The 19,704-nt window shown below is 75.5% G+C and carries 17 protein-coding genes; 7 read left to right on the top strand and 10 right to left on the bottom strand.

The features are described 5' to 3' along the window. Nucleotides 1-182: 182 nt before the first annotated feature. Complete coding sequence (locus ACIQI7_RS03030) at nucleotides 183-2,822, bottom strand: BTAD domain-containing putative transcriptional regulator (protein ID WP_401104375.1); 2,640 nt, start codon at nucleotides 2,820-2,822, stop codon at nucleotides 183-185. 366 nt (nucleotides 2,823-3,188) lie between these two features. On the opposite strand from ACIQI7_RS03030, the gene ACIQI7_RS03035 reads away from it, so the two are divergent. Beyond that, nucleotides 3,189-6,065: a BTAD domain-containing putative transcriptional regulator gene (locus ACIQI7_RS03035; protein WP_401104378.1), complete on the top strand. Its 2,877-nt coding sequence runs from the start codon at nucleotides 3,189-3,191 to the stop codon at nucleotides 6,063-6,065. 167 nt (nucleotides 6,066-6,232) lie between these two features. On the opposite strand, the gene ACIQI7_RS03040 is transcribed toward ACIQI7_RS03035, so the two are convergent. Further along, nucleotides 6,233-6,862 carry a sigma-70 family RNA polymerase sigma factor gene (locus tag ACIQI7_RS03040; protein WP_401104567.1) on the bottom strand — a complete coding sequence of 210 codons (630 nt, stop codon included), beginning with the start codon at nucleotides 6,860-6,862 and terminating at the stop codon, nucleotides 6,233-6,235. Between the two features lie 293 nt (nucleotides 6,863-7,155). Then, complete coding sequence (locus ACIQI7_RS03045) at nucleotides 7,156-7,533, bottom strand: hypothetical protein (RefSeq protein WP_387753720.1); 378 nt, start codon at nucleotides 7,531-7,533, stop codon at nucleotides 7,156-7,158. A 272-nt stretch (nucleotides 7,534-7,805) separates the two neighbouring features. Here ACIQI7_RS03045 and ACIQI7_RS03050 point away from each other — a divergent pair, with 272 nt between their 5' ends. Next, nucleotides 7,806-8,924 (top strand): hypothetical protein, encoded by a 1,119-nt coding sequence (locus ACIQI7_RS03050; RefSeq protein WP_401104381.1) that lies wholly within the window; start codon nucleotides 7,806-7,808, stop codon nucleotides 8,922-8,924. A 71-nt stretch (nucleotides 8,925-8,995) separates the two neighbouring features. Here ACIQI7_RS03050 and ACIQI7_RS03055 read toward each other — a convergent pair whose 3' ends face one another. Beyond that, the gene (locus tag ACIQI7_RS03055; RefSeq protein WP_401104384.1) at nucleotides 8,996-9,775 is read right to left on the bottom strand and encodes an NAD(P)H-dependent oxidoreductase; all 780 of its coding nucleotides are present in this window, start codon (nucleotides 9,773-9,775) and stop codon (nucleotides 8,996-8,998) included. Between the two features lie 179 nt (nucleotides 9,776-9,954). Here ACIQI7_RS03055 and ACIQI7_RS03060 point away from each other — a divergent pair, with 179 nt between their 5' ends. Continuing rightward, nucleotides 9,955-10,833 (top strand): helix-turn-helix transcriptional regulator, encoded by an 879-nt coding sequence (locus ACIQI7_RS03060; protein WP_401104387.1) that lies wholly within the window; start codon nucleotides 9,955-9,957, stop codon nucleotides 10,831-10,833. A 135-nt stretch (nucleotides 10,834-10,968) separates the two neighbouring features. Then, nucleotides 10,969-12,495: a S8 family serine peptidase gene (locus tag ACIQI7_RS03065; RefSeq protein ID WP_401104389.1), complete on the top strand. Its 1,527-nt coding sequence runs from the start codon at nucleotides 10,969-10,971 to the stop codon at nucleotides 12,493-12,495. Nucleotides 12,496-13,121: 626 nt separating this feature from the next. Here ACIQI7_RS03065 and ACIQI7_RS03070 read toward each other — a convergent pair. Further along, complete coding sequence (locus ACIQI7_RS03070) at nucleotides 13,122-13,322, bottom strand: hypothetical protein (protein ID WP_401104391.1); 201 nt, start codon at nucleotides 13,320-13,322, stop codon at nucleotides 13,122-13,124. Nucleotides 13,323-13,791: 469 nt separating this feature from the next. Here ACIQI7_RS03070 and ACIQI7_RS03075 point away from each other — a divergent pair, with 469 nt between their 5' ends. Further along, on the top strand, nucleotides 13,792-14,169 hold the full coding sequence (locus ACIQI7_RS03075; protein ID WP_401104394.1) for a hypothetical protein: 378 nt from the start codon (nucleotides 13,792-13,794) through the stop codon (nucleotides 14,167-14,169). Between the two features lie 14 nt (nucleotides 14,170-14,183). Here the strand turns inward: ACIQI7_RS03075 and ACIQI7_RS03080 are convergent, their stop codons facing one another. From ACIQI7_RS03080 to ACIQI7_RS03095, 4 genes are all read right to left on the bottom strand, one after another. Continuing rightward, nucleotides 14,184-14,666, bottom strand: a complete 483-nt coding sequence (locus tag ACIQI7_RS03080) for a nitroreductase family deazaflavin-dependent oxidoreductase (protein ID WP_401104569.1) — start codon at nucleotides 14,664-14,666, stop codon at nucleotides 14,184-14,186. Nucleotides 14,667-14,765: 99 nt separating this feature from the next. Beyond that, entirely contained in the window at nucleotides 14,766-15,509 is a 744-nt protein-coding gene (locus ACIQI7_RS03085; protein ID WP_401104572.1) for a GNAT family N-acetyltransferase, read from the bottom strand. 164 nt (nucleotides 15,510-15,673) lie between these two features. Continuing rightward, the gene (locus ACIQI7_RS03090; RefSeq protein ID WP_401104397.1) at nucleotides 15,674-16,201 is read right to left on the bottom strand and encodes a dihydrofolate reductase family protein; all 528 of its coding nucleotides are present in this window, start codon (nucleotides 16,199-16,201) and stop codon (nucleotides 15,674-15,676) included. Further along, on the bottom strand, nucleotides 16,198-16,779 hold the full coding sequence (locus tag ACIQI7_RS03095) for a TetR/AcrR family transcriptional regulator (protein WP_401104399.1): 582 nt from the start codon (nucleotides 16,777-16,779) through the stop codon (nucleotides 16,198-16,200). Before ACIQI7_RS03095 ends, ACIQI7_RS03090 begins: the two co-directional genes overlap by 4 nt. Before the next feature lie 219 nt (nucleotides 16,780-16,998). On the opposite strand from ACIQI7_RS03095, the gene ACIQI7_RS03100 reads away from it, so the two are divergent. Next, nucleotides 16,999-18,090 carry a vWA domain-containing protein gene (locus ACIQI7_RS03100; protein ID WP_401104402.1) on the top strand — a complete coding sequence of 364 codons (1,092 nt, stop codon included), beginning with the start codon at nucleotides 16,999-17,001 and terminating at the stop codon, nucleotides 18,088-18,090. A 39-nt stretch (nucleotides 18,091-18,129) separates the two neighbouring features. On the opposite strand, the gene ACIQI7_RS03105 is transcribed toward ACIQI7_RS03100, so the two are convergent. After that, nucleotides 18,130-19,041: a S41 family peptidase gene (locus ACIQI7_RS03105; protein ID WP_401104404.1), complete on the bottom strand. Its 912-nt coding sequence runs from the start codon at nucleotides 19,039-19,041 to the stop codon at nucleotides 18,130-18,132. A gap of 57 nt (nucleotides 19,042-19,098) precedes the next feature. Here ACIQI7_RS03105 and ACIQI7_RS03110 point away from each other — a divergent pair, with 57 nt between their 5' ends. Continuing rightward, on the top strand, nucleotides 19,099-19,605 hold the full coding sequence (locus ACIQI7_RS03110; RefSeq protein ID WP_401104407.1) for an ArsR/SmtB family transcription factor: 507 nt from the start codon (nucleotides 19,099-19,101) through the stop codon (nucleotides 19,603-19,605). The last annotated feature ends 99 nt before the right edge of the window (nucleotides 19,606-19,704 follow it).

A 19,704-nucleotide genomic window follows, 5' to 3' on the forward strand; every position in this document is an offset into this window, starting at 1 on the left:
GCCCGGCCGGACACCGTCCTCGTACCCGGCCCTCCCCCAGGGTATCCGCCCAGGTCAGGAGGGCCGCACCCGGGCGGGACGGCCGGCCGGGTGCGGTTCCGCGGGCGTCGAACCGCCGATTGTTCCGCCTGTGGTTCCGCTGGTCGAACAGCGGTTTTCCGCCACCGGCGGCCGACGGGCGCTCATGCCAGCCGCCTCGCTTCCGCTCCCTCCGCCGTGCGCCCGAGGGCGTCCAGCAGGTCGGCGAGCAGGCCGTGGGAGCGCGCTTCGAGGGCCGGGTCGCCGACGGTGCGGCCGAGGGCGACGGCGAGCCGGGCCGAGGAGAGCGCGGCGTCCCGGTTGCCGAGGGCGTGCAGCGCGCGGGCCCGGCTGTGGGTGGCGAGGACGGCCTCGGCGCCGCCGGAGCGGGTGGCGGCGGCGCGCACCGCCTCGTCGGCGTGGCGCAGGGCGGGCGCGGGCTCCCCGGCCAGGACCAGCGCGTCGGCGAGGTCGGTGAGCGAGCGGACCAGCAGGTGGTCGGTGGCCGGGGTACGGGCGGCGGCCACCAGGTCGCCCAGCATGGGCAGCGCCCGCTCGTACCGGCCGGCCCGCAGCAGGGCGGCGGCCACCCGGCTGCGGCAGTGGTGGCGCAGCACCGCGTCGCCGGCCCGGTCGGCGGCCTCGACCGCCCGCTCCAGGGTGTCGGCGGCGGTGCGGTGGGCCGCGCGGTCGACGTGCAGGACGGCGAGGTCGGTGGCGAGCCGGGCGACCGCCGCCTCGTCCCGTTCCGCGTGCGCGGCGCTCAGCCCGGCCTCCACCACGGCCCGCCAGTGCGCCCGGTCGTGGCCGGTGGCCTCGTACAACAGGCTGGTCCGGTGGGCGAGCTTCCAGGCCGCGGCGGCCCGGCCCTTCTGCTCGGCGCAGAGCACCACGGCCCGCAGGGCGCTCTCCTCGCGGCGGAACCAGACCGCCGCCCGCGCCTCGCCGCCGGCCGCGGTGCCGTCCCCGGCCGTCCAGCCGGCGGTGACGTCGAGGTAGTGGGCGATCAGCCGGTCGAGGGCCAGGTACCGGTCGTCGCAGGGGAGTTCGGCTGCCTGCGCGGCGGCGTGGCGGCGGACCAGCTCGCGCCGGGCGTACCGGCCGGGGCTGGTCTCCTCCAGCAGGTGGACGGCGTCGAGGCGGGTCAGCAGGGTGCGGGTGGCGGCGGCCGGGAGGTCGGCGAGGGCGGCGGCGGTGTCGGCGCCGATCTCCGCGCCGGGGTGCAGGCCGAGCAGGGTGAACAGCCGGGCGGCGTCCGGTGCCAGCGTGCGGTGGGTCCGGTCCAGCGCGGTGGTGAGGCCGAGCGGGCCGCGGGCGGTGCCGGTGCCGGAGAGGGCGGTCAGGCCGGTCTGCTCGTCGGCGAGTTCGGCCGCGAGGTCGGCCGCGGACCAGTCGGGCCGGGCGGCCAGCCGGGCGGCGGCCAGCCGCAGCGCGAGCGGCAGGCGGTCGCAGCGCTCGGCGAGTTCGGCGACGGCCTCCGGCTCGCCGGCCGTGCGCTCCGCGCCGAGGGTGCGGGCGAGCAGGGCGGCGGCCTCCTCGGGGCCGAGCACGCCCAGCGGCAGCGGGATGCCGCCGGTGCGGACCAGCACGTGGCGCAGTCGGCTGCGGCTGGTGACGACGGTGACCGGGGCGGGCTCGCTGTCGGTGGCGGGCGGGTCGGGCAGCAGCGGGGCGAGCTGCTCGTAGCAGGCGGCATCGTCCAGGACGACCAGCATCCGGCGGCCGCCGACCAGTTCGCGGTAGCGGCGGGCGCGGTCCTCGGGTTCGGCGGGCAGCGCGTCCGGGGCGACACCGAGCGCGGTGAGGAACCCGCCCAGCACCTCGGCGGGTTCGCGCGGGCCGTCCGGGCCGAAGCCGTTCAGCTCGGCGCGGAGGATGCCGTCCGGGAAGTAGGCGTCGCCGCGCAGGGCCGTCCACTGCCGGACCAGGCTGGTCTTGCCGACCCCGGCGGGCCCGGTGACCAGGATCGGGCGGCCGTCCCGCGCCGCTGGCAACGCCTGGTCCAGGCGGGCGAGTTCGGCGCTCCGGCCGACGAACCGGCGGTCGGCGGCGAGCCGGGCGCCGGACTGCTCGCCGGCCCGGCGCAGCTCCGGGCCGGGCGGCCGGCCGAGCCGGGCCACCGCGCGCTCGTAGCGCTCCCGCGCCTCGGCGCCGCGCCCGTCCTGTTCCAGGCAGCGCACCAGTCGGGCGGCCAACGCCTGCCGGGCGGGGTGGTCGTCGGCCGCCCCGGCGAGTTCGGCGGCCAGCTCGCCGCCCCGGCCGGCCAGCAGCAGGCCGTCGGCCAGCCGTTCCAGGGCACGCAGCCGCAGGTCGGTCAGGTACGGGAGCGTCCGCTCGCGCAGCAGGGCGGAGCCGCAGTCGGCGAGCGCCGGGCCGCGCCACAGGTCCAGCGCGGTGCGCAGCAGCGGCAGCGCCGGGTCCGGCGAGGCGCCGTCCGGCGGGCCGGGCGGGGCGGCGGGGTCGGGGAGCAGCACGCCCGCCTCCTCGCAGAGCCGGCCGAAGCGCAGCACGTCGATCCGGTCGGGCTCGCCGGCCAGCAGGTAGCCGGACCCACGGGTGTCCAGCTCCAGCCCGGTGCCGTCCAGCAGTTGGCGCAGCGCCGCGACGTGGCCCTGCAGGGCGGCCCGCGCGGTGGGCGGCGCGCAGCCCTCCCAGACCAGCTCGATCAGCTCCTCGGTGGTCACCGTCCGGTTCAGCTGGACGGCGAGCGCGCTCAGCAGCGCCCGGCGCTTGGGCGCCGAGGGCGTCACCGCCGTCCCGTCCTCCCGTCTCACCACCACCGGTCCGAGCAGATCGATGTGCACGCGCCCGTTCCCCTCCCCCACCCTCGACTGCCCGGCCTGATCGAGGATAGGTCCGACCAGGCGTTCCTCGCCCGGCCGGGGCCTGCCCACCGGGCCGGGCGCTTCCTCGGGAACCGTAGCGGGGCGGTCCGACAGGGCCTTCCGGTCCACCGGCCGGCCGCACGCCGACGAGGCCGCCGGGCGGCACGCTCTGACGTCGGCCCGCACGTCCGCGGGTGCAACCTCCGGCCGCCCCGCGCACGTCCATCTAGGGCAGGAGCAGCCGGTCCGCGCGGACCGGACATGTTCTCGCACTACACTGCTCCACCCCGAGGCCCGAGGCCGCTTCGGGTGCGATGCGCGGTTTGCGGTGAGGTGGGGGTACTGGTGCGAATTCGGCTGCTCGGGCCGGTGGAGCTGCGGGTCGGGGCGGCGGGCTTCGCTAGTGTGGCGGGCGCGCAGCGGCGGGCGGTGCTGGCGCTGCTGGCGCTGCGGCTGGGGCACCTCGTCACCGTGGACCAGCTGTGCGAGCTGCTGTGGGACGAGCAGCCGCCGCCGAGCGCGCGGGCGGCCGTGCAGGGGCACGTCGCCGCGCTGCGCAAGGTGCTCGCCGGCACCCCGTTCGAGCTGCACACCCGGGACTCCGGCTACCTGCTGGCCGGGCCGGCCGGCGCGGTGGACGCGCTGCGCTTCGAGGAGCTCACCGGCACGGCCGACCGGCAGGCCGGGCTCGGCGACCGCGCCGCGGCGGTCGCGCTGCTGGAGGAGGCGCTGCGGCTGTGGCGCGGCGAGGCGCTGGCCGACCTGCCCGGCACCCCGCTCCGCACCGCCGCGGTGGACCGGCTGGAGCGGTCCCGCACCGCCGCCCTGCTCCGCTGGGCCGAGCTGCGGCTCGGCCAGGGCACCGGGGCGGCGGCCGTGCCGGTGCTGGAGCAGGGCGTCCGGGCGGACGGGCTGCGCGAGGAACTGGTGGCGCTGCTGATGCGCTGCCTGCACCAGGCCGGCCGGCCCGCCGAGGCGCTGACCGCCTACCACCAGGCCCGGGTGCGGTTGGACGAGGAACTGGGCATCCACCCCGGCCCGGCGCTGCGGGCGGCGCTCGCCGAGGTGCTGGCCGACGACCGTACGGCGGAGCCCCCGCCGCTCGCCGCCCCGGCCCCTGGACCGGCGCCGCAGCCTCCGTCGGTGCCGCGCCAACTGCCGCGCCGCCACCCGGACTTCGTCGGGCGCACCGCCGACCTCGCCCGCCTGGACCGGGCCTGCGGGACCGGCCGCGCCGGGGACGGGCCGGTGCTGGTGGTGGGCCCGGCCGGGGTCGGCAAGAGCGCGCTGGTCACCGCCTGGGCGCACCGGGCCGCCGACCGCTTCCCGGACGGCCTGCTCCACGCCCGGTTGCACGGCCTCACCCCGGAGCGACCGGACGGACCGATCGGACCCGGCGGCGGCCGGGGCGGCCCCGGCGGCCCGGCCCGGCCCGGAGCCGTGCTGGCCGGCTTCCTGCGCGCGCTCGGCGTCCCGGAGGACGGCATCCCCGCCGGACGCGCCGACCGGGCCGCGCTCTACCGCGAGCGCACCCGGGGCCGGCGGCTGCTGGTCCTGCTGGACGACGCCGACGACGCCGACCAGGTCGCCGACCTGCTGCCCGCAGGCCCGGCCGGCACCGCCGTGGTCACCGGCCGGGGCCCCCTGGAGGGCCTGGTCGCGATGGAGGGCGCCACCCTGCTGCGCCTGGCCGCACTGCCCGAGGACGACGCCCTGCACCTGCTGGAACGCGCCCTGACGCCCGAGCGGGTGCGCGCGGAGCCCGAGGCCGCCGCCCGGCTCGCCGGGCTCTGCGACCACCTGCCGCTCGCCCTGCGGATCGCCGCCGCCCGGCTGGCCGCCCGGCCGGACTGGACGATCGCCGAGCTGGTCGCCGAACTCGCCGACGAGCGGACCAGGCTGGCCGTCCTGGACGCCGACGGCACCCTCTCCGTCACGGCCCGGCTCCGGCTGACCCACCGCCGGCTCTCCGCACCCGCCGCCGAACTGCTCACCGCGCTGGCCGCCCACCCCTGCCGCGAGGTGGACACCCCGGCCAGCGCCGCGCTGCTGGGCGGCGCCGCCGCCACCGCCCACCGGGCGCTCGGCGAACTGGCCTCCCACCACCTGGTCACCGGCACCGCCCCCGGCCGCCACGCCCGCACCGACCTGGTCCGGCTGTACGGCGCCGGACTGCTCGCCGAGCGGCCCGGACGGCACCGGCGGCTGCTCCGCGAACGGCTGGCCGACCACTACCTCGCCGCCCTGCGGCACTGCGGCGCCTTCCTCGACCCCGGCCAGGAGGACACCGCCCCGCCCGCCGGTCCGGACCAGGCCGTACCGGCCGCCGTCGACATCCGCACCGCGCTCGACTGGTTCGACGCCGAGGAACCGGCGGTCTCCGCGCTGATCGCGTCCCCCGACACCGACCCGGACCGCGCCTGGCGGCTCGCACTGACCTGCGGCTCGCTCTACTACGGCGCCAGCCGCTTCACCGACTGGCTCGCCTGCGCCCGGCTGGGACAGGCGGCGGCCGAACGGTGCGGCGACCCGGTCGCGGTGGCGCTGCTGCTCAACTGCCGGGCGCAGGCGCTGGTCGCGCTGGAACGCCGGCAGGAGTCCGCGGAGGCGGCCCGCAGGGCGGTGGCCGCCGCCGAGTCCGCGGCCGGGCCCGCGGCCGCGTCCGCGCGCGTCCGGGCGCTCGCCACGCTGGCGCTGGTCACCGCGATGCTCGGCCACTCCGCCGAGGCCGAGCGGCTGGCGGCCTCCGCCACCGCGCTCGCGCTGGAGTCCGGCGACCGCCGCCGGCTGGTCGACGCCAAGGTGCACCAGGGCTGGGTGAGCCTGGCCGTCGGGGACCGGGAGGGCGCCCAGCGGCGGTCCCGCGAGGCGCGGGAGCTGCTGCCGCCCAGGCCCGTCACCCAGGTCCACCTCTGGTCGCTGCTGACCGAGGCGCAGGCCCTCCCGCCGGCCGTCCGCGACGACGCCGCCGATCTCGTCTGGCACCGGCTGCTCGCCGCGTGCGAGGAGGCCGGCCTGCTGTACCTGCACGCGTTGGCCGAACAGTCCTACGCCGCCCACCTGTTGGCGCGGGGGCGGGAGACGGAGGTGCGCGGCAGGCTGCGCACGGCGCTCGACCGCTTCCGCTCGCACGACCGCCAGGCGGGGTACGTCAGCGGGTTCACCACCAGCCTGGAGGAGTCGCTCGACCTCCGCACCGGTCAGCGGCCGGTGGACGGCTGAGCCGGCGCGGGTCCGGACGGGCCCGGACGGGCGGGCGGCCGGGGCGGCCGGCCCGGAACGGACCCGGCCGCCGGCGAACGGACAGCCGGAGCCTGCCGTGCCGCGGTACCGCCGAGCCTCCGTCCGCCGTACCGCCGTACCGCCGTACCCGCCGAGCCGCCGTACCGTCAGCCGGCGGCCGAGGCGGCCCCGCGCTCCGCCGGGGCGTACCCGTGCTCCGCCGCCAGCACCGGCCGCAGCGCCCGGATCGCGTAGAAGTTGCGGGACTTGACCGTCCCCGGCGGCACCCCCAGGCGGGCCGAGGCCTCCAGCACCGAGCGGTCCTTGAGGTGCAGCTCGACCAGCACCTCGCGGTGGTGCTTCTGCACCCGGCGCAGCGCCAGCGCGATGTCCCGGGCCACCACGACCCGCTCGTACGGGTCGTCGGCGACCGGCTTGTCCTCCACCGGCTCGCCGATCACTTCCTTGGCGCGGGCGGCGGCCATCCGGTAGTGGTCGATCGCGATCCGCCGGGCGACCGTGAACAGCCACGGCCGGCTCGCCTCCGGCCCGGCGGCCAGCGCCTCCGGGTGCTGCCAGGCGCGCAGCAGCGTCTCCTGGAGGATGTCCTCGGCCTTGCCGCGGTCCCCGCCGGTGGCCCGCAGCAGCGCGCGAAGCAGGTAGCCGCCGTGCAGCCGGTGGATCTCGGCGAGCGTGTCCGGGTCCAGGGTCGGACGGGCCGGGGCGGCGGCCTCCGGCGCGGCCGCCGGACCCTCGGACGGCGGAGTGACGGACGTGGGCTGGGCGACGGACGGCATCGACACGCGCTACCTCTCAGGTCGGGCAGGGGGCGCAGCACGGGCAGGGACATGCTGGGCACCGACCGGACACCCCGGCGGTGGCTGCGGAGAACACACTGCCGGAGGCCGCCAAGTCCGCACCAAGGATCCGCCAACGCCCCCGTCCGGAGCACTCGGCCCGGCTCCGGGTGCCACCGTTGGCGGGCGCCGACGACTGTTGGCCGGCCGTTAGCGGCCGTGAGCCGCGGCCCCTCCCGGCACCGCCGCGACGGCGCCCGGCCCCCCGCCGGGCGCCCTACGGCCCACCGGCGTCAGTCCCCGGCGAGCGCCCGGAGCAGCTCCCGCACCCCGTCCTCGCCGCGGTGCTCGATCAGCATCGCGACCCAGGTCGCCAGCCGTTGCCGCTCCGCCGCCGACCAGCGCGGCGCGGACGGGTGCTCGTCCACCACCAGCGCCGTCGCCATGCCCAGCAGCCCCGGCGCGGGCCGCGGCCACAACCGCCCCTCCGGCACGGCGCGCAGCGCCAGCCGTCGAGCGAGCGCGATCACCTCGTCCGCCGCCGCCTCCGGCACCGCCAGCCCGGCCGGCCCGGCGACGCTCGGTGCCCCGGACCGCACCAGGGCCGCGATGAACTCCCGCGCCTCCGGCTCGTCCGCGGCCGTACCGCGTCCCTCCCCCGTCCCGTTCACGGGACTCACGCTCCTTCCGACTCGGTGGCACTCGACGGGCGCCGGGTGCCACCGAACGACGGTACCGATCGGTAGCCGCTCGGGCGGAGGGTTTTTCGATGCGGCCCCTCCCGATCTCAGGGGGCGCCCGGTGCGCCCTGCCCCGCTCAACGGGCCCTCCACCGCGAGCGGTTCAGTGAACCGGAAGGACTCCTTCAGCCGTAGTCCCGGCTGTACGGGCCGGCCGAACCGGAGGCACCGGTCCGACGCACCCTGGACCGGGAGGTCATCCGATGGCTTTCTCCGACGGCACCGCGGGCACGGGCTGCACCGCCCCGGCCGCACCCGACTACTCGCCGGCCGCCTGGCCCGAGCCGGTCGCCCTCCTGCCCCGGCGCCCGCTCGACCCGCTGGGCACCGTGCTGATCCCGGCCGCCGAACGGCAGCTGTTCACCAGGGTGTCGACCGCCGAAGCGCTGTCGACGGCGCCGCGACCGGCCGCCCCCGCGACGGAGCCGCCCGCCCGCCTCGGTGGCACCCGGACGGCCCCCGGCCCGCCGCCCGTACCGGCCGTACCGCCTGCGCCGCCCGCACCTCCGGCACCGCCCGTACTACCGGCACAGCCCGTTCTGTCCGCGCCGCCCGCACCTCCGGCACCGCCCGTACTACCGGCACAGCCCGTTCTGTCCGCGCCGCTCGCTCCGCCCGTACAGCGCCCCGGCCCGGACCGGCGCGCCCGGCGGCTCGCCCTCCCCGGCGGCGGGGAGAGCCGGCGGCAACGCCTGCTCGAACGCATCCGGGTGCCGCTACGGGACCACCACCGGACCGCCGTCCTCGGCGGCACCGCCGAAGGGGTCGCCGCCGTCCTCGGCGCCCTGCTCGCGGAACACCGCGCCGACCCGGTCCTCGTGCTCTCCACCACCGGGCCCGCCGGCAGCGAGTGCCGCACCGGCGGCCGGCTCGTCCTGCGGTCCGTACGGCCGGACCCGTCGGCCCTGCGGGAGGCCCTCGGCGAGGCCGCCGGCCACTACCCGGTCGTCCTCGCCGACACCACCGGCGCCCCGGCCGAGGTCCAGCTCGCCGCCGCGGACCAGGCCGACCACCTCGTCCTCTGCGCCCAGGCCTCCGCCACCGGGGCCCGCACCGCCGACACCCTCCTCGACCACCTCACCGCCCTCGGCCACGACGGCCTGGTCCGCGGGGCCGCCGCCGCCTTCACCCCCGCCCCGCCCACCGACCGCCCGATCGCCGACCGCGACCTCCTCCCGCACTTCCGCACCCGCTGCCGCGGTGCCCTCACCCTCCCCGCCCACCCCCGGGCGACCCCCGCCGGCCTCCGCCCGCGCGCCCTCCTCGACTACCTCGAACTCGCCGCCCTCGTCGGCGACGCCATGGCCGACCGCCAGGGCTGAGCGGCCCGGCGCGACGACAGCGGCCACCTGACGGCCGGGGCGTGCCGACCCGTGAGACGGGCCGGCCGCGGTCAACCCCGCACGTGCAGCCCGAACCCCGTGCGGCCCGCGGGCTCCAGTCCCTCCTTCAGGTGCAGCGAGGGGATCTCGTAGTCGCCGAAGTTCTGCCGCCGGAAGGCGATCGGCTCGGCCGTCTCCAGGGTGAGCAGGCGCCGCTCCCAGGCCTTGGCGATCTCCGGGTAGTCCTCCTCGGTCAGCCGGTCGGTGCCGTAGAGCACGAACGGCGGCAGCACCTCGACGCCCGGGTAGTAGAGGATGCCGTGCTGGAACGGGAACAGCAGGTCGTCGATGGGGCCGTTGATCCCGCGAGCGGCGTAGTGCGACCGCGGGCCGCCGACGGTCACCGACAGCAGGGCCCTCCTGCCCGCGAGGGTGCCCTCGCCGAAGCGCTCGCCGTACTTGGTGTCGCTGTGCTCGCCGACGCCGTACGCGAAGCGGTAGGTGAACACCCGGTCCACCCAGCCCTTGAGGATCGCGGGCATCGTGTACCACCACAGCGGGAACTGGAAGACGACCGTGTCGGCCCACAGCAGCTTCTCCTGCTCGGCGAGGACGTCCGGGGAGAGCGTGCCGGCCTCGAAGGCCCGGCCCGAGTCCCGGGCGACCTTCAGCGGGTTCGAGGCCTGGGGGCCGTAGTCCGCGGCGTCCACGACCGCCTTCCAGTTCATCGCGTACAGGTCGCTCACCCGCACCTCGTGTCCGGCGCCCTCCAGGGTGGAGACCGCGAGGTCCTTCAACGAGCCGTTGAGCGACTTCGGCTCCGGGTGGGCGTGGACGATCAGGGTCTTCACGGGAACTCCTCGGGATCGGGTGCTTCGAAGGACGCTTCGGATCGGATCCTCCGCATCGGATGCCTTCGATCCTGGAGGCCGCGGCGCCCGGCGTTCAGGGGCGCCGCTTCCGTCGGACCGGACTTCCTGGTACCGGCAGGACCACCCTCGTGGGCACGGCCGAGGCCATACTGGAGGGCATGGACGATCTTGCGGGCTTCCTGCGCACCCGGCGTTCCCGGGTCGATCCGTCGGCCGTCGGCATTCCCACCGACAGCCGCCGACGGGTCGACGGGCTGCGCCGCGAGGAGGTCGCGCACCTATCCGGCGTCAGCGTCGACTACTACGTACGGCTGGAGCAGGGCCGCGCGACCCAGCCCTCCGAGCAGGTGCTCGACGCGCTCGCCCGCGTCCTCGACCTCGACGAGACCGAACGCGGGCACCTCTACCGCCTCGCGCGGCAGCGCCGCCGCCGCGCGAAGACCCCGGGCGGCCGGGTCCGGCCGGAGCTGCTGCGCGTCCTCGACCTGGTCGCCGGCGCCCCCGCGCTGATCATGAACCACCGCCTGGACGTCCTCGCCGCGAACCGCCTCGCCGGACTCCTCCTCGGCCGCCCGACACCGGGCCTGAACACCGCCCGGCACATCTTCCTCGAGGAAGCCGAACGCGGCCTCTACGCGGACTGGGAGGCCTGCACCCTCGACGTGGTCGGCCACCTGCGCCTGGCCGCCGGCCAGTACCCCGACGACCCCCGACTTGCCTCCCTCATCGGGGAGTTGGCGATGGGCAGCGAACGCTTCCGGCGCCTCTGGGCCCGCGCGGACGTGCGCGCCCGCACCCACGGGCGCAAGGCCTACCGGCACCCGATGGTCGGGCTGCTGGAACTGCACCAGGAGAACTTCGCGCTGCCGGACGAATCGGGCATCGAACTCCTGGTGCTGTCCGCCGCCCCCGGCAGCCCCGCCGAGGAAGGGCTCCGCCTGCTCGCGGGCCTGGACGCGGACGCGGGCGCGGATGTGGGCATCGGCGCCGGTGTGGGCGCGGGCGGTCCGCGCGCCGCCACCAACCCCGTCAGGTAGGGATCAAGTCCCACCGGGTCATTGATGGTTGGCGAGGCGGCGGGATAGCTTCACTCCTGCACCACCCGTCCTCTCCCTGCCCGGCAGCCACTCTGTCCTCGGGTGGGTCCCGCACACGGATGATGTGGAGACCACATGGCTCGACGACGCTCCTTACTCCGACTCGGCCTGGCCGCACCGATCGCGCTGTCGCTGACCGCCTCGCTCGGGCTCCTCCCCGCGCCGGCCTCGGCAACGCCCCGAATACCGTCCGCCGCGCAGGTCGAGGACCCGAACTCGCTGGCGTACGTCATCAACACCGAGACCGACCCTCACACGATCGCGGCGGTGCAGCGGGCCGTCACCGCGGCCGGCGGCACCGTCGTCGTCACCTACGACAGGATCGGCGTCATCGTCGCCCACTCGGCCGCCCCCGGCTTCGGCGAGCGGCTGCGCGCGGTGCGCGGAGTTCGGTCGGCGGGTGCCACCCGGACCGCGCCGCTGAGCGCGGCGGGGACGACCGGCGACGGTGCGGTGCGGTACCTCTCCGAGGCCGGGGCCGCGAGGATCGAGCAGGCGTCCGGCGCCGGCACCGAGCCCCTCGAAGCCGACCAGTGGGACCTGCGGACGATCGGCGCGGACAAGGCCGCGGAGGTCAACGCCGGCAGCAGGGACGTCACGGTCGCGGTGATCGACACCGGCGTCGACGACACCCACCCGGACCTCGCCGCGAACTTCTCCCCGGCGCAGTCCGCGAGTTGCGTCAGCGGCAAGGCCGACACCGGCTACGGATCCTGGCGGCCGGCGAGCCCGGACCACTTCCACGGCACGCACGTGGCGGGCACGATAGCCGCGGCCCGCAACGGCGTCGGCGTCGCGGGCGTGGCGCCCGGCGTGCGGGTCTCCGGCATCACGGTCTCCCAGCCCACCCCGCGCCAGCTGATCTACGCCGAGAGCGTCGTCTGCGCCTTCGTGTTCGCCGCCGACCACGGCGTGCAGATCACCAACAACAGCTACTACGTGGACCCGTGGCAGTACAACTGCCTGGACGACCCCGACCAGAAGGCCGTCGTCGACGCGGTCGACCGCGCCCAGCTCTACGCGCAGCGCCAGGGCACCCTCAACGTCGCCGGGGCCGGCAACTCCAACCACGACCTGGACTCCGCCGCCGTCACCGACCGCCGCAGCCCCAACGACTCCACCCCGACGAACCGGACGATCGACCCGCACACGTGCCGGCAACTGCCCGCACAACTGCCCGGCGTGGTCACGGTCAGCGCGACCAGCGCCAAGAACACGAAGTCGTACTACTCCAGCTACGGCCTCGGCGTGATCGACGTCGCGGCGCCGGGCGGCGACATGTACCAGGCCGCCGACACCCCGTCCAAGGAGGGCGGCATCCTGTCGACGCTGCCGAACAACCAGTACGGCTACCAGCAGGGCACGTCCATGGCCACGCCCCACGTCTCCGGCGTGGCCGCACTGCTGAAGTCCGCCCACCCGCGGGCGACCCCGGCCCAGTTGCGGGCAATGCTCAAGGCCCAGGCGGACAACCCGGGATGCCCGGCCACCCCGTACGACGGGAACGGCGACGGCGTCGTGGACGCCACCTGCGCGGGCGGCGAGCGCGTGAACGGCTTCTACGGCTTCGGCATCGTCAACGCCCTGCGCGCGGTCGAGTAGCCGACACCGCACGGGCCCCGCGGCCGCGTCCCGGCCCCGCTGCTCCGCCCCTGGACGAAGCGCCCCCGACCACTCGGCCGGGGGCGCTTCCTCGCGCCGCTCACTCGACTCCGTCGTCCTCTCTCCCCTCGCCCTCCGGGGATGGGCCGGCGGCTCGGCGAGAACGCGCCCGAGGTCCGGGTGCTGGTGCTGGTGCTGACCACCTTCGACACCGACAACGACGTGCTGCCCGCGATCGAGGCGGGGCGCCACCGGCTACCTGCTCAAGGACGCGCCCACAAAGGAGCTGCTGCGGGCGGCCCGGGTGGCGGCGCGGGGCGACGCGATGCTCTCCCCCATCATCACCAAGCGGCTGATGGACCGGGTGCGCAGGCCCGGTCTCGGCGTGCTGAGCGCGCGAGCTGGACGTGATGCGGCTGGTCGCCCACGGCTCCTCCCACAAGGAGGTCACCCGGCGAGCTCTTCATCACCGAGGCCGGCGTGAAGACGCACCTGCCGCGGGTCTACGACAAGCTCGGCGTGCGCGACCGGGCGGGCGCGGCCGGCGAGGCGTTCCGGCGCTGCCTGGTGACCTGAGACGGGCCGTCCCGCAGGGGGCGGCCCGTCCCCGGTCCAGGGGCCTCCCGTCAGCTCCCCGACTCATCGTCGATCAGCGCGAAGCCGTCCTCCGCCGTCGCCGACTCGAGGTCGCTGTCGCCGTGCTCCGCCGGCGGCACGTCGGCGTCGCCCAGCCGGTCGAGCAGCTGCTCCAGCCTGGCGCGCCCCGGCCCGTTCCGCCCCGGCCAGCGCGGCGGGGTCGGGTGGTCGAAGACCAGGGTCGGGGGCAACCGCAGGGGGCCCGAAGGCCGTAGATTGGCCGATGCCCCACGACACGGCGGAGGGCGGGACGGCTGGAGACACCCTTGCGGGACGGTTTTTCCGATGGATTCCTGACGCGGCTGGCGCACGACGCGCATCCGGTGGACCTGATGTGCCTCTACCTGCTGCACGGCTCGGTCGACCGGATCCCTGGTCTGCTGGTCGACCGGGAGACGCTGTCGTTCGAGCACCTGAGTCGGCACGTCCGAGCCGAGAACCGTTCCGGCTACGGCGACGCGGACACGTTCTCGCTCTGTGTCCGGAGGAAGGTCCGCGGACGGCTGTACGGCCTGGAGTTCAGGATCCATTTCGTCGCCGGGGAGCCCTACGGCGACGCGGTCATTCCGTTCGGCGCCCCGGTCGGCCTGCCCCGGTTCCTGCACCACCTTCGCGGGAACTACGGTTCGGGGGGGCGCCCCGGGCGACTGGGACTTCGACGTGTACACCGACGTGCGCGACCTCCGCGAGAGTGTCGTGCGGTTCGGCAACCGGCGGGAGGTCTGGTTCCAGGTCAACCGCGGCCCGGTGGTCGCCGGCCGGTCCAGGCTGCTTCCCCGGAACCGGGGCCGACTGGTGACCGGCCGACTGCACGGCAACCGGTTCGGGACCAGTGCCCGACTGCACGCGGGAGGAGCGATGTTCCCCGACCGCCTCGCCGCCGTCGGCACCGCCTCGGCCGAGGCGCGGGCGTACCGGCGGTACGTGGCCAGGCTGCACGACCCCCTTCCCCTGCGGACGGGACGGCCGGTGCGCCCCGAGTTCGGCACCACGGTGCGGCCGGGCGGCTCTGCCAGGCGGTCGTCGGCCGGAGAGTAGGCGGGCTCCGAGGCTCAGTCCCCCGTCGGCGCCGGAGCCTTCGCCGGCCCGGCCGGGTGCCCGGGTTCGAGCACGAAGACCGGGATCACCCGGTGGGCCATCTCCTGGTACTCGGCGTACGGCGGATACGCGGCGACCGCGCGCCGCCACCACCGCTCCCTCTCCTCCCCCGCGAGCTCACGGGCCGTCATGGCCCGGCGCTCCGGGCCGTCCTGGAGGTCCACCCGCGGATCGGCCTTGAGGTTGAAGTACCAGGCCGGGTGGCGCGGAAAGCCGCCCTTCGACGCCACCGCCGCGTACCGCCCCTGGTGCTCCACGCGCATCAGCGGAACCTTGCGGATCCTGCCGCTCCTCGCGCCGCGCATCGTGACGACGACGACCGGCAGGCCCGTCTCCCAGAGCGTCGTGCCCTGAGTGCCACCCGACCTCTCGTACAGCTCGACCTGTTCGCGCACCCACCGCGCCGGGCTCGGCTCGTACTCGCCCTCGACAGGCATCGCGTTCACCCCGCTTCCGTGGACGGCTCGTGTCGGGACCAAGTGTGACAACAGGCTCCCGACGTCGCACCCGGCTGTACGTCCCCGCAGGTCAGGTGCTCAGGAGGCCTTCAGGGCGTAGAAGTGGATCGGCGAGTTCGCCTCGAACCCGATGCGCGGGTAGACGGGTGTTCCGGCGACGGTCGCGTGCAGGGTGGCGCGGGTCAGGCCGGTGGCGCGGGCGCCCTCGTGGAGGGCCTTGCGGGTGACCGCCTCGCCGTAGCCCCGGCGCTGCCACCGCGGGTCGGTGGCGACCAGGACGACGAAGAGGCGGCCGTCCGTTTCCACGGTGCCGGCGCAGGCGACCGGGACGCCGTCGCGCAGGGCCAGGTAGGCGTGGACGTCCTTCGTCCACAGGGCGGATCCGAGGAGTCCGTCGCGGCCGTCCTCCAGGGGGAAGCCGTAGCCGCGGGAGTTGATGTCCGCGTAGGCCCGCAGGTGTTCGTCGGTCGTCACCCGGACGAAGGTCAGCTCGGGGTGGGCGGGCTCCGGGACGGGCAGGATGTCCCCCGCCATGCCCGTCCCCGGGAAGGCGAACTGCAGGCCCGCCTCGTCGGCGGCCGTGGGCAGCGCCGCGCGGGCCTCGTCGGTGAGCAGGTCCTCGAACAGCCAGAGGAAGCCCGGGTGTTCCTTGCCGCGCATGATGTCCGCGGCCTGCCGCAGCCGTTTCCCGACGAGCTCCGCATCCGCGCCGACGTCGGTCAGCGTGACGCAGTTCCAGAACGCGAACCGGCAGTCGGCCCAGCGCACGGCTATGCCGGGGAGGTCCCGCACGTCCGCGCCGGCGTCGCGGTCGAGCACCATGGCGCGCCAGCCCACGGCGAGCTGCCGGGCCGATTCGATGGAATCCGGAAGGTGGGTCACCGTAGCCCCAAACGTCAAGGTGGTAGCGGAGGAGGGAACTTGCCGGGATCGGCAGGTACGTACCCTACCCGGCGGGTGGGTTCGACCGGGCGCCGGACGAGCCGCTACTTCTCCACGGTGTAGCGCAGTTGGGCGAAGCCTCCGACGGCGGCAGTCGAGTCGAGGCGGAGCGGGACGTCCTGGGTCAGCTCGCCGAAGAGCCGGTGGCCGGCTCCGATCAGGACCGGGGCGACGCTGATGACGAACGCGTCGACGCGACCGGCGCGGAGGAAGCTCTGGACGAGGCGTCCGCCGTCGGGGTAGACGTGCTCGGTCCCGCGCCGGTCGAGGTCGGCGAAGAGGGTGTCCAGGTCGCGGTAGACGGTGACGCGCGGGTCGGCTTCCTCGGGAAGGGTGGTGCTCAGGACGCCCACGTGGCGGTCGCCGTAGTGCCAGTTCTCCTCGCCGAAGCCGATCACCTTCTCGTAGGTGTTGCGGCCCATGACCACGGCGTCGACCGAGTCGAGGAACTCGAAGAAGCCCAGGTCGCCGGCCTTCTCGCCGCGCGAGGTCAGCCATTCGATGTCGTCGTCGGGGCGGGCGATGTAACCGTCGAGGCTGGTGCCGATGAAGACGGTGGCGGTGAAGGTCATGAGGTCCTCCCGAGCAGGTGGTCGAGGTCGTCGCGGAGCAGCGCGGCGGGATCGCCGTCGCCGGTGAGGGCCCACCGCAGCAGGGAGCCGTCCGTGGTGATCTTGACGGCGCGGGCGAGGCGCGGCACGTCGGTGCCGGACGGGAGCTCGCCCTTGGCGACGGCTTCGGCGAGCAGCTCCCGCAGCGCCGTTTCCACCGCGCGGGTGTGCGCGGCGGCATGGACGCGGAACTCCGGGTCGGACAGGTCGAGTTGGAGCATGCCGAGGTGATTGGCCAGCTCCTCGGGGGTGGACATCAGGCCGGCGAGCTCCGCGGCGACCGCGTGCAGCGCCGCCAGGGGCGAGTCGTGCTCGGCCCGCGCCCTCCGGTACGGCGCGGCGGCGTCCGCGGCGGCGTTCGCGGCGAACGCCAGCAACAGGCCCCGCTTGGACCCGAAGCGCTGCGACAGGGTCGCCGGGGAGACGCCCGCCTCGGCGCCGACCTGCGCCAGGGTGAGCCTGCCGGGACCGTGGGCGCCGATGGCGCGCCCGGTGGCGGCAAGGATGTCGGTGTCGCTGGTGACGCGGGGTCGTGGCATCGATCCCTCCTCTCGGGACCGACTGTAGCACGTTAGTAAATGGTGGATCATTTATTAAGGCCCGCCGCCACCGGCCCGAGGCGAGCGGTGGTCGGTATCCGCAGGCCCCGGGCCGGGCCGGGGTGTCAGTGCCTCCTCGTACTGTGGGACCAACGTTGGAGGGGGCGCCGGGGAGGCGCCGGTGACGCCGTACGGGCGTCGGAGAAGGGGCGGGAAGCAATGTCTGCGAACAGGATCAAGCACAAGGTCAACCACGTCTCGCTGGTGGTCGACAAGTCCGGCTCGATGCGCCAGCACGAGGCGCAACTCGTCCGGGTGGTGGACGAGTTCGTGAAGGGCCTGCAGGAGGAGTCCGACCGGCTCGGCCACGAGACCCGCATCAGCCTCTACGCCTTCGACCACGAGGTGCAGAACCTGGTCTGGGACATGGACGTCAAGCACCTGCCGTCCCTGCGGGGCCTCTACAAGGTCGACAACGGCGCGACGGCGCTGATCGAGGCGGCCGTGAAGTCCGTCGACGACCTGAAGAACATCTGGGAGGGGTACGGGGAGCACTCGTTCCTCCAGGTCGTCGTCACCGACGGCGAGGAGAACGCCTCCGGCTGCTCGGAGAGCGGCCAGATGCACACCCGCATGGGTGCCGGCCGGGGCTCCGCCGTCCTGCGCGGGTGGATGGAGCGCATCCGGGGCGCCATGGACGACCTCCCCGACCACTGGACCTCGGCGATCCTGGTCCCGAACTCCCTGGCCAAGCGCACCGCCCAGGAGTACGGCTTCCCGGCGGGCAACATCGCGATCTGGGACGCGGACTCCACCAAGGGCGTCGAGGAGGCCATCGGCACCGTCAAGTCGGCCGCCACGAGCTTCCTGCGGGGCCGCGAGCAGGGCGTTCGCGGCACCAGGAACCTGTTCGCCATGGGCCAGGACCTCAGCACCGCCGACGTCAAGGCGAACCTCGACGCCCTGGACACCGGCAGGTACATCCTGATCCCGGTCGACCAGCCGATGCCGATCCGCGACTTCGTCACCACCGCCGGGCACGCGTACAAGACCGGCTGCGCCTTCTACGAGCTCTCCAAGCGCGAGAAGATCCAGGGCGGCAAGCAGCTCGCCGTGGCGGAGAAGGACCCGGCCACCGGCCGGATGACGGGCAGGGTGTTCTCGGGCCCCGCGGCCCGGCAGCTGCTCGGCCTGCCGGCGTCGGAGGCCACGGTGAAGCCGGGCGACAACCCGTCGTACACCGTGTTCGTCCAGTCGACCTCCGTCAACCGGAAGTTGGTGCCGGGGACGAAGCTGCTCGTCGTCCTGTAGCCCCCCGGCCCGAGCGGAGCGACGACGGGCGGCCGGGGCTCAGGCCAGGCGCGCCACGGCCAGGGACAGCGCGCGGTCGAGCGCCGCGGCGGCGTCGCACCGCACGTCGGGCTGGACGCCGGTGCCCTCCCAGTTGGTGCCGGAGACCGGGTTGACCGCGCGGGCGACGGGCACGCTGAGCTCCAGGTGCGGGTGCACCGTCCAGCCCTCGCGCGGGTGCGCACCGCCCCGGGTGGCCTCCCCCACGATCTCGGCGCGCCCGAGCTGCTGCAGGTCGTAGGCGAGTTCCTCGCCCGCGGAGAAGGTGTTCCCGCTCGTCAGCACGTAGAGCGGCTTGCCGCCGCCGAAGCGGGCGCCCGGCACGAACGGGGGCGTCCAGGACTGCTCGGCCACCTGGCCCTGCCGGGAGAGCAGGGTGTTGAGGTGGGTGCGGCCGTCGAGCAGGTAGCCGCAGACGAAGGCGACCGTGCCCGGGTCGCCACCGGTGTTGCGGCGCAGGTCCAGGATGAGGGCGCGGGCAGGGGCCACCAGGGAGAGCGCCGCGGCCAGCGGTTGCGCCGCCCAGTCCAGCGGGAACATCTTGGGTCCGATCTCCAGCACCGCGACGCCACGGTCAAGGAGTTCCACGCGCGGCACGCCGCCCAGGGAGGCCTCGAAGTCCCTGCGCATCGCGGCGAGTACCGCCGCGCCCCGCTCGGTCGGCACCGGCGCCTCGTGGTGCTTGAGGGCCAGGTGCAGGTCGCCGTTGACGGACCGCAGGTCCGCGGTGACCGCTTCGGCCAACTCCTCGGCGGATCCGGCCCCGTAGCCGCCCCCGGCGCTGCGGCTCCGCAGCAGGGCCGCCAACTCCCGGGCGACATCGGGGAAGACGTAGTTCTCGGCGACCAGGTCGGCGATCGACTCGACGACGGCGGCGGTGTCCAGCGCGGACGGCGATGTGGTGGAGGTCATGGGAGGGAGTAGACCAGCGGCTTGCCAAAGCGTCAAACGTACTTAACGCTTGATCGGGTGAGCCACCGACCAGACGAGACCGTCCAGCAGATCGACACGTCCCCGCAGCACACCGCACTCGCCCACCCCCTGCGCCAGCGCCTGCTGTTCGCCCTGGGCGGCCGTCCGTCGACGATCAGTCGGCTCGCCGCGCAGCTGGGGGTGAACAAGGGCAGCGTCTCCCACCACCTGAGGGTGCTGTGCGAGGCGGGACTGGTCCAGGACGCGGGAACGCGGCGGGTGCGCGGCGGCACCGAGAAGTACTACCGGCGGACCACCGAGCGGCTCCTCGTCGCCGAACCGCAGGCCGAGGGCACCGCCGCGCTGCTCGGCGCCGTCGCCCAGGAGTTGGACCGCTCGCCCGCCGACCACCTCCTGTCACTGCGCCACCTCCGGCTCAGCCCGGCCAAGGCGGCGCGGCTCGCCGAGGCGCTGGCCGCACTGGTCGACGAGACGGAGGAGGATCCGGAGGGCGAGCCGGTGCACGGCGTCCTGGTGACGCTCTACCGGCAGGCAGGGGCATAGGCCGGCCTGCCGAACTCCGCTCTGCGGTGGGGCTGGTGAGCCTCGGAGCCGCGAAGCCGGTGGGCGGGCCACCACGCCGGACGGGGCCGGGCGTGGGAG

The organism is Kitasatospora sp. NPDC092039, assembly GCF_044756065.1.
Lineage (GTDB): Bacteria > Actinomycetota > Actinomycetes > Streptomycetales > Streptomycetaceae > Kitasatospora.

Excerpts from the sequence above, each read along its gene's own strand:
- ACIQI7_RS03040 (WP_401104567.1), bottom strand. The coding sequence starts at position 6,862 with ATGCCGTCCGTCGCCCAGCCCACGTCCGTCACTCCGCCGTCCGAGGGT.
- ACIQI7_RS03050 (WP_401104381.1), top strand. The coding sequence starts at position 7,806 with ATGGCTTTCTCCGACGGCACCGCGGGCACGGGCTGCACCGCCCCGGCC.
- ACIQI7_RS03060 (WP_401104387.1), top strand. The coding sequence starts at position 9,955 with ATGGACGATCTTGCGGGCTTCCTGCGCACCCGGCGTTCCCGGGTCGAT.
- ACIQI7_RS03065 (WP_401104389.1), top strand. The coding sequence starts at position 10,969 with ATGGCTCGACGACGCTCCTTACTCCGACTCGGCCTGGCCGCACCGATC.
- ACIQI7_RS03080 (WP_401104569.1), bottom strand. The coding sequence starts at position 14,666 with ATGCCTGTCGAGGGCGAGTACGAGCCGAGCCCGGCGCGGTGGGTGCGC.
- ACIQI7_RS03085 (WP_401104572.1), bottom strand. The coding sequence starts at position 15,509 with ATGGTGCTCGACCGCGACGCCGGCGCGGACGTGCGGGACCTCCCCGGC.
- ACIQI7_RS03090 (WP_401104397.1), bottom strand. The coding sequence starts at position 16,201 with ATGACCTTCACCGCCACCGTCTTCATCGGCACCAGCCTCGACGGTTAC.
- ACIQI7_RS03095 (WP_401104399.1), bottom strand. The coding sequence starts at position 16,779 with ATGCCACGACCCCGCGTCACCAGCGACACCGACATCCTTGCCGCCACC.
- ACIQI7_RS03100 (WP_401104402.1), top strand. The coding sequence starts at position 16,999 with ATGTCTGCGAACAGGATCAAGCACAAGGTCAACCACGTCTCGCTGGTG.
- ACIQI7_RS03105 (WP_401104404.1), bottom strand. The coding sequence starts at position 19,041 with ATGACCTCCACCACATCGCCGTCCGCGCTGGACACCGCCGCCGTCGTC.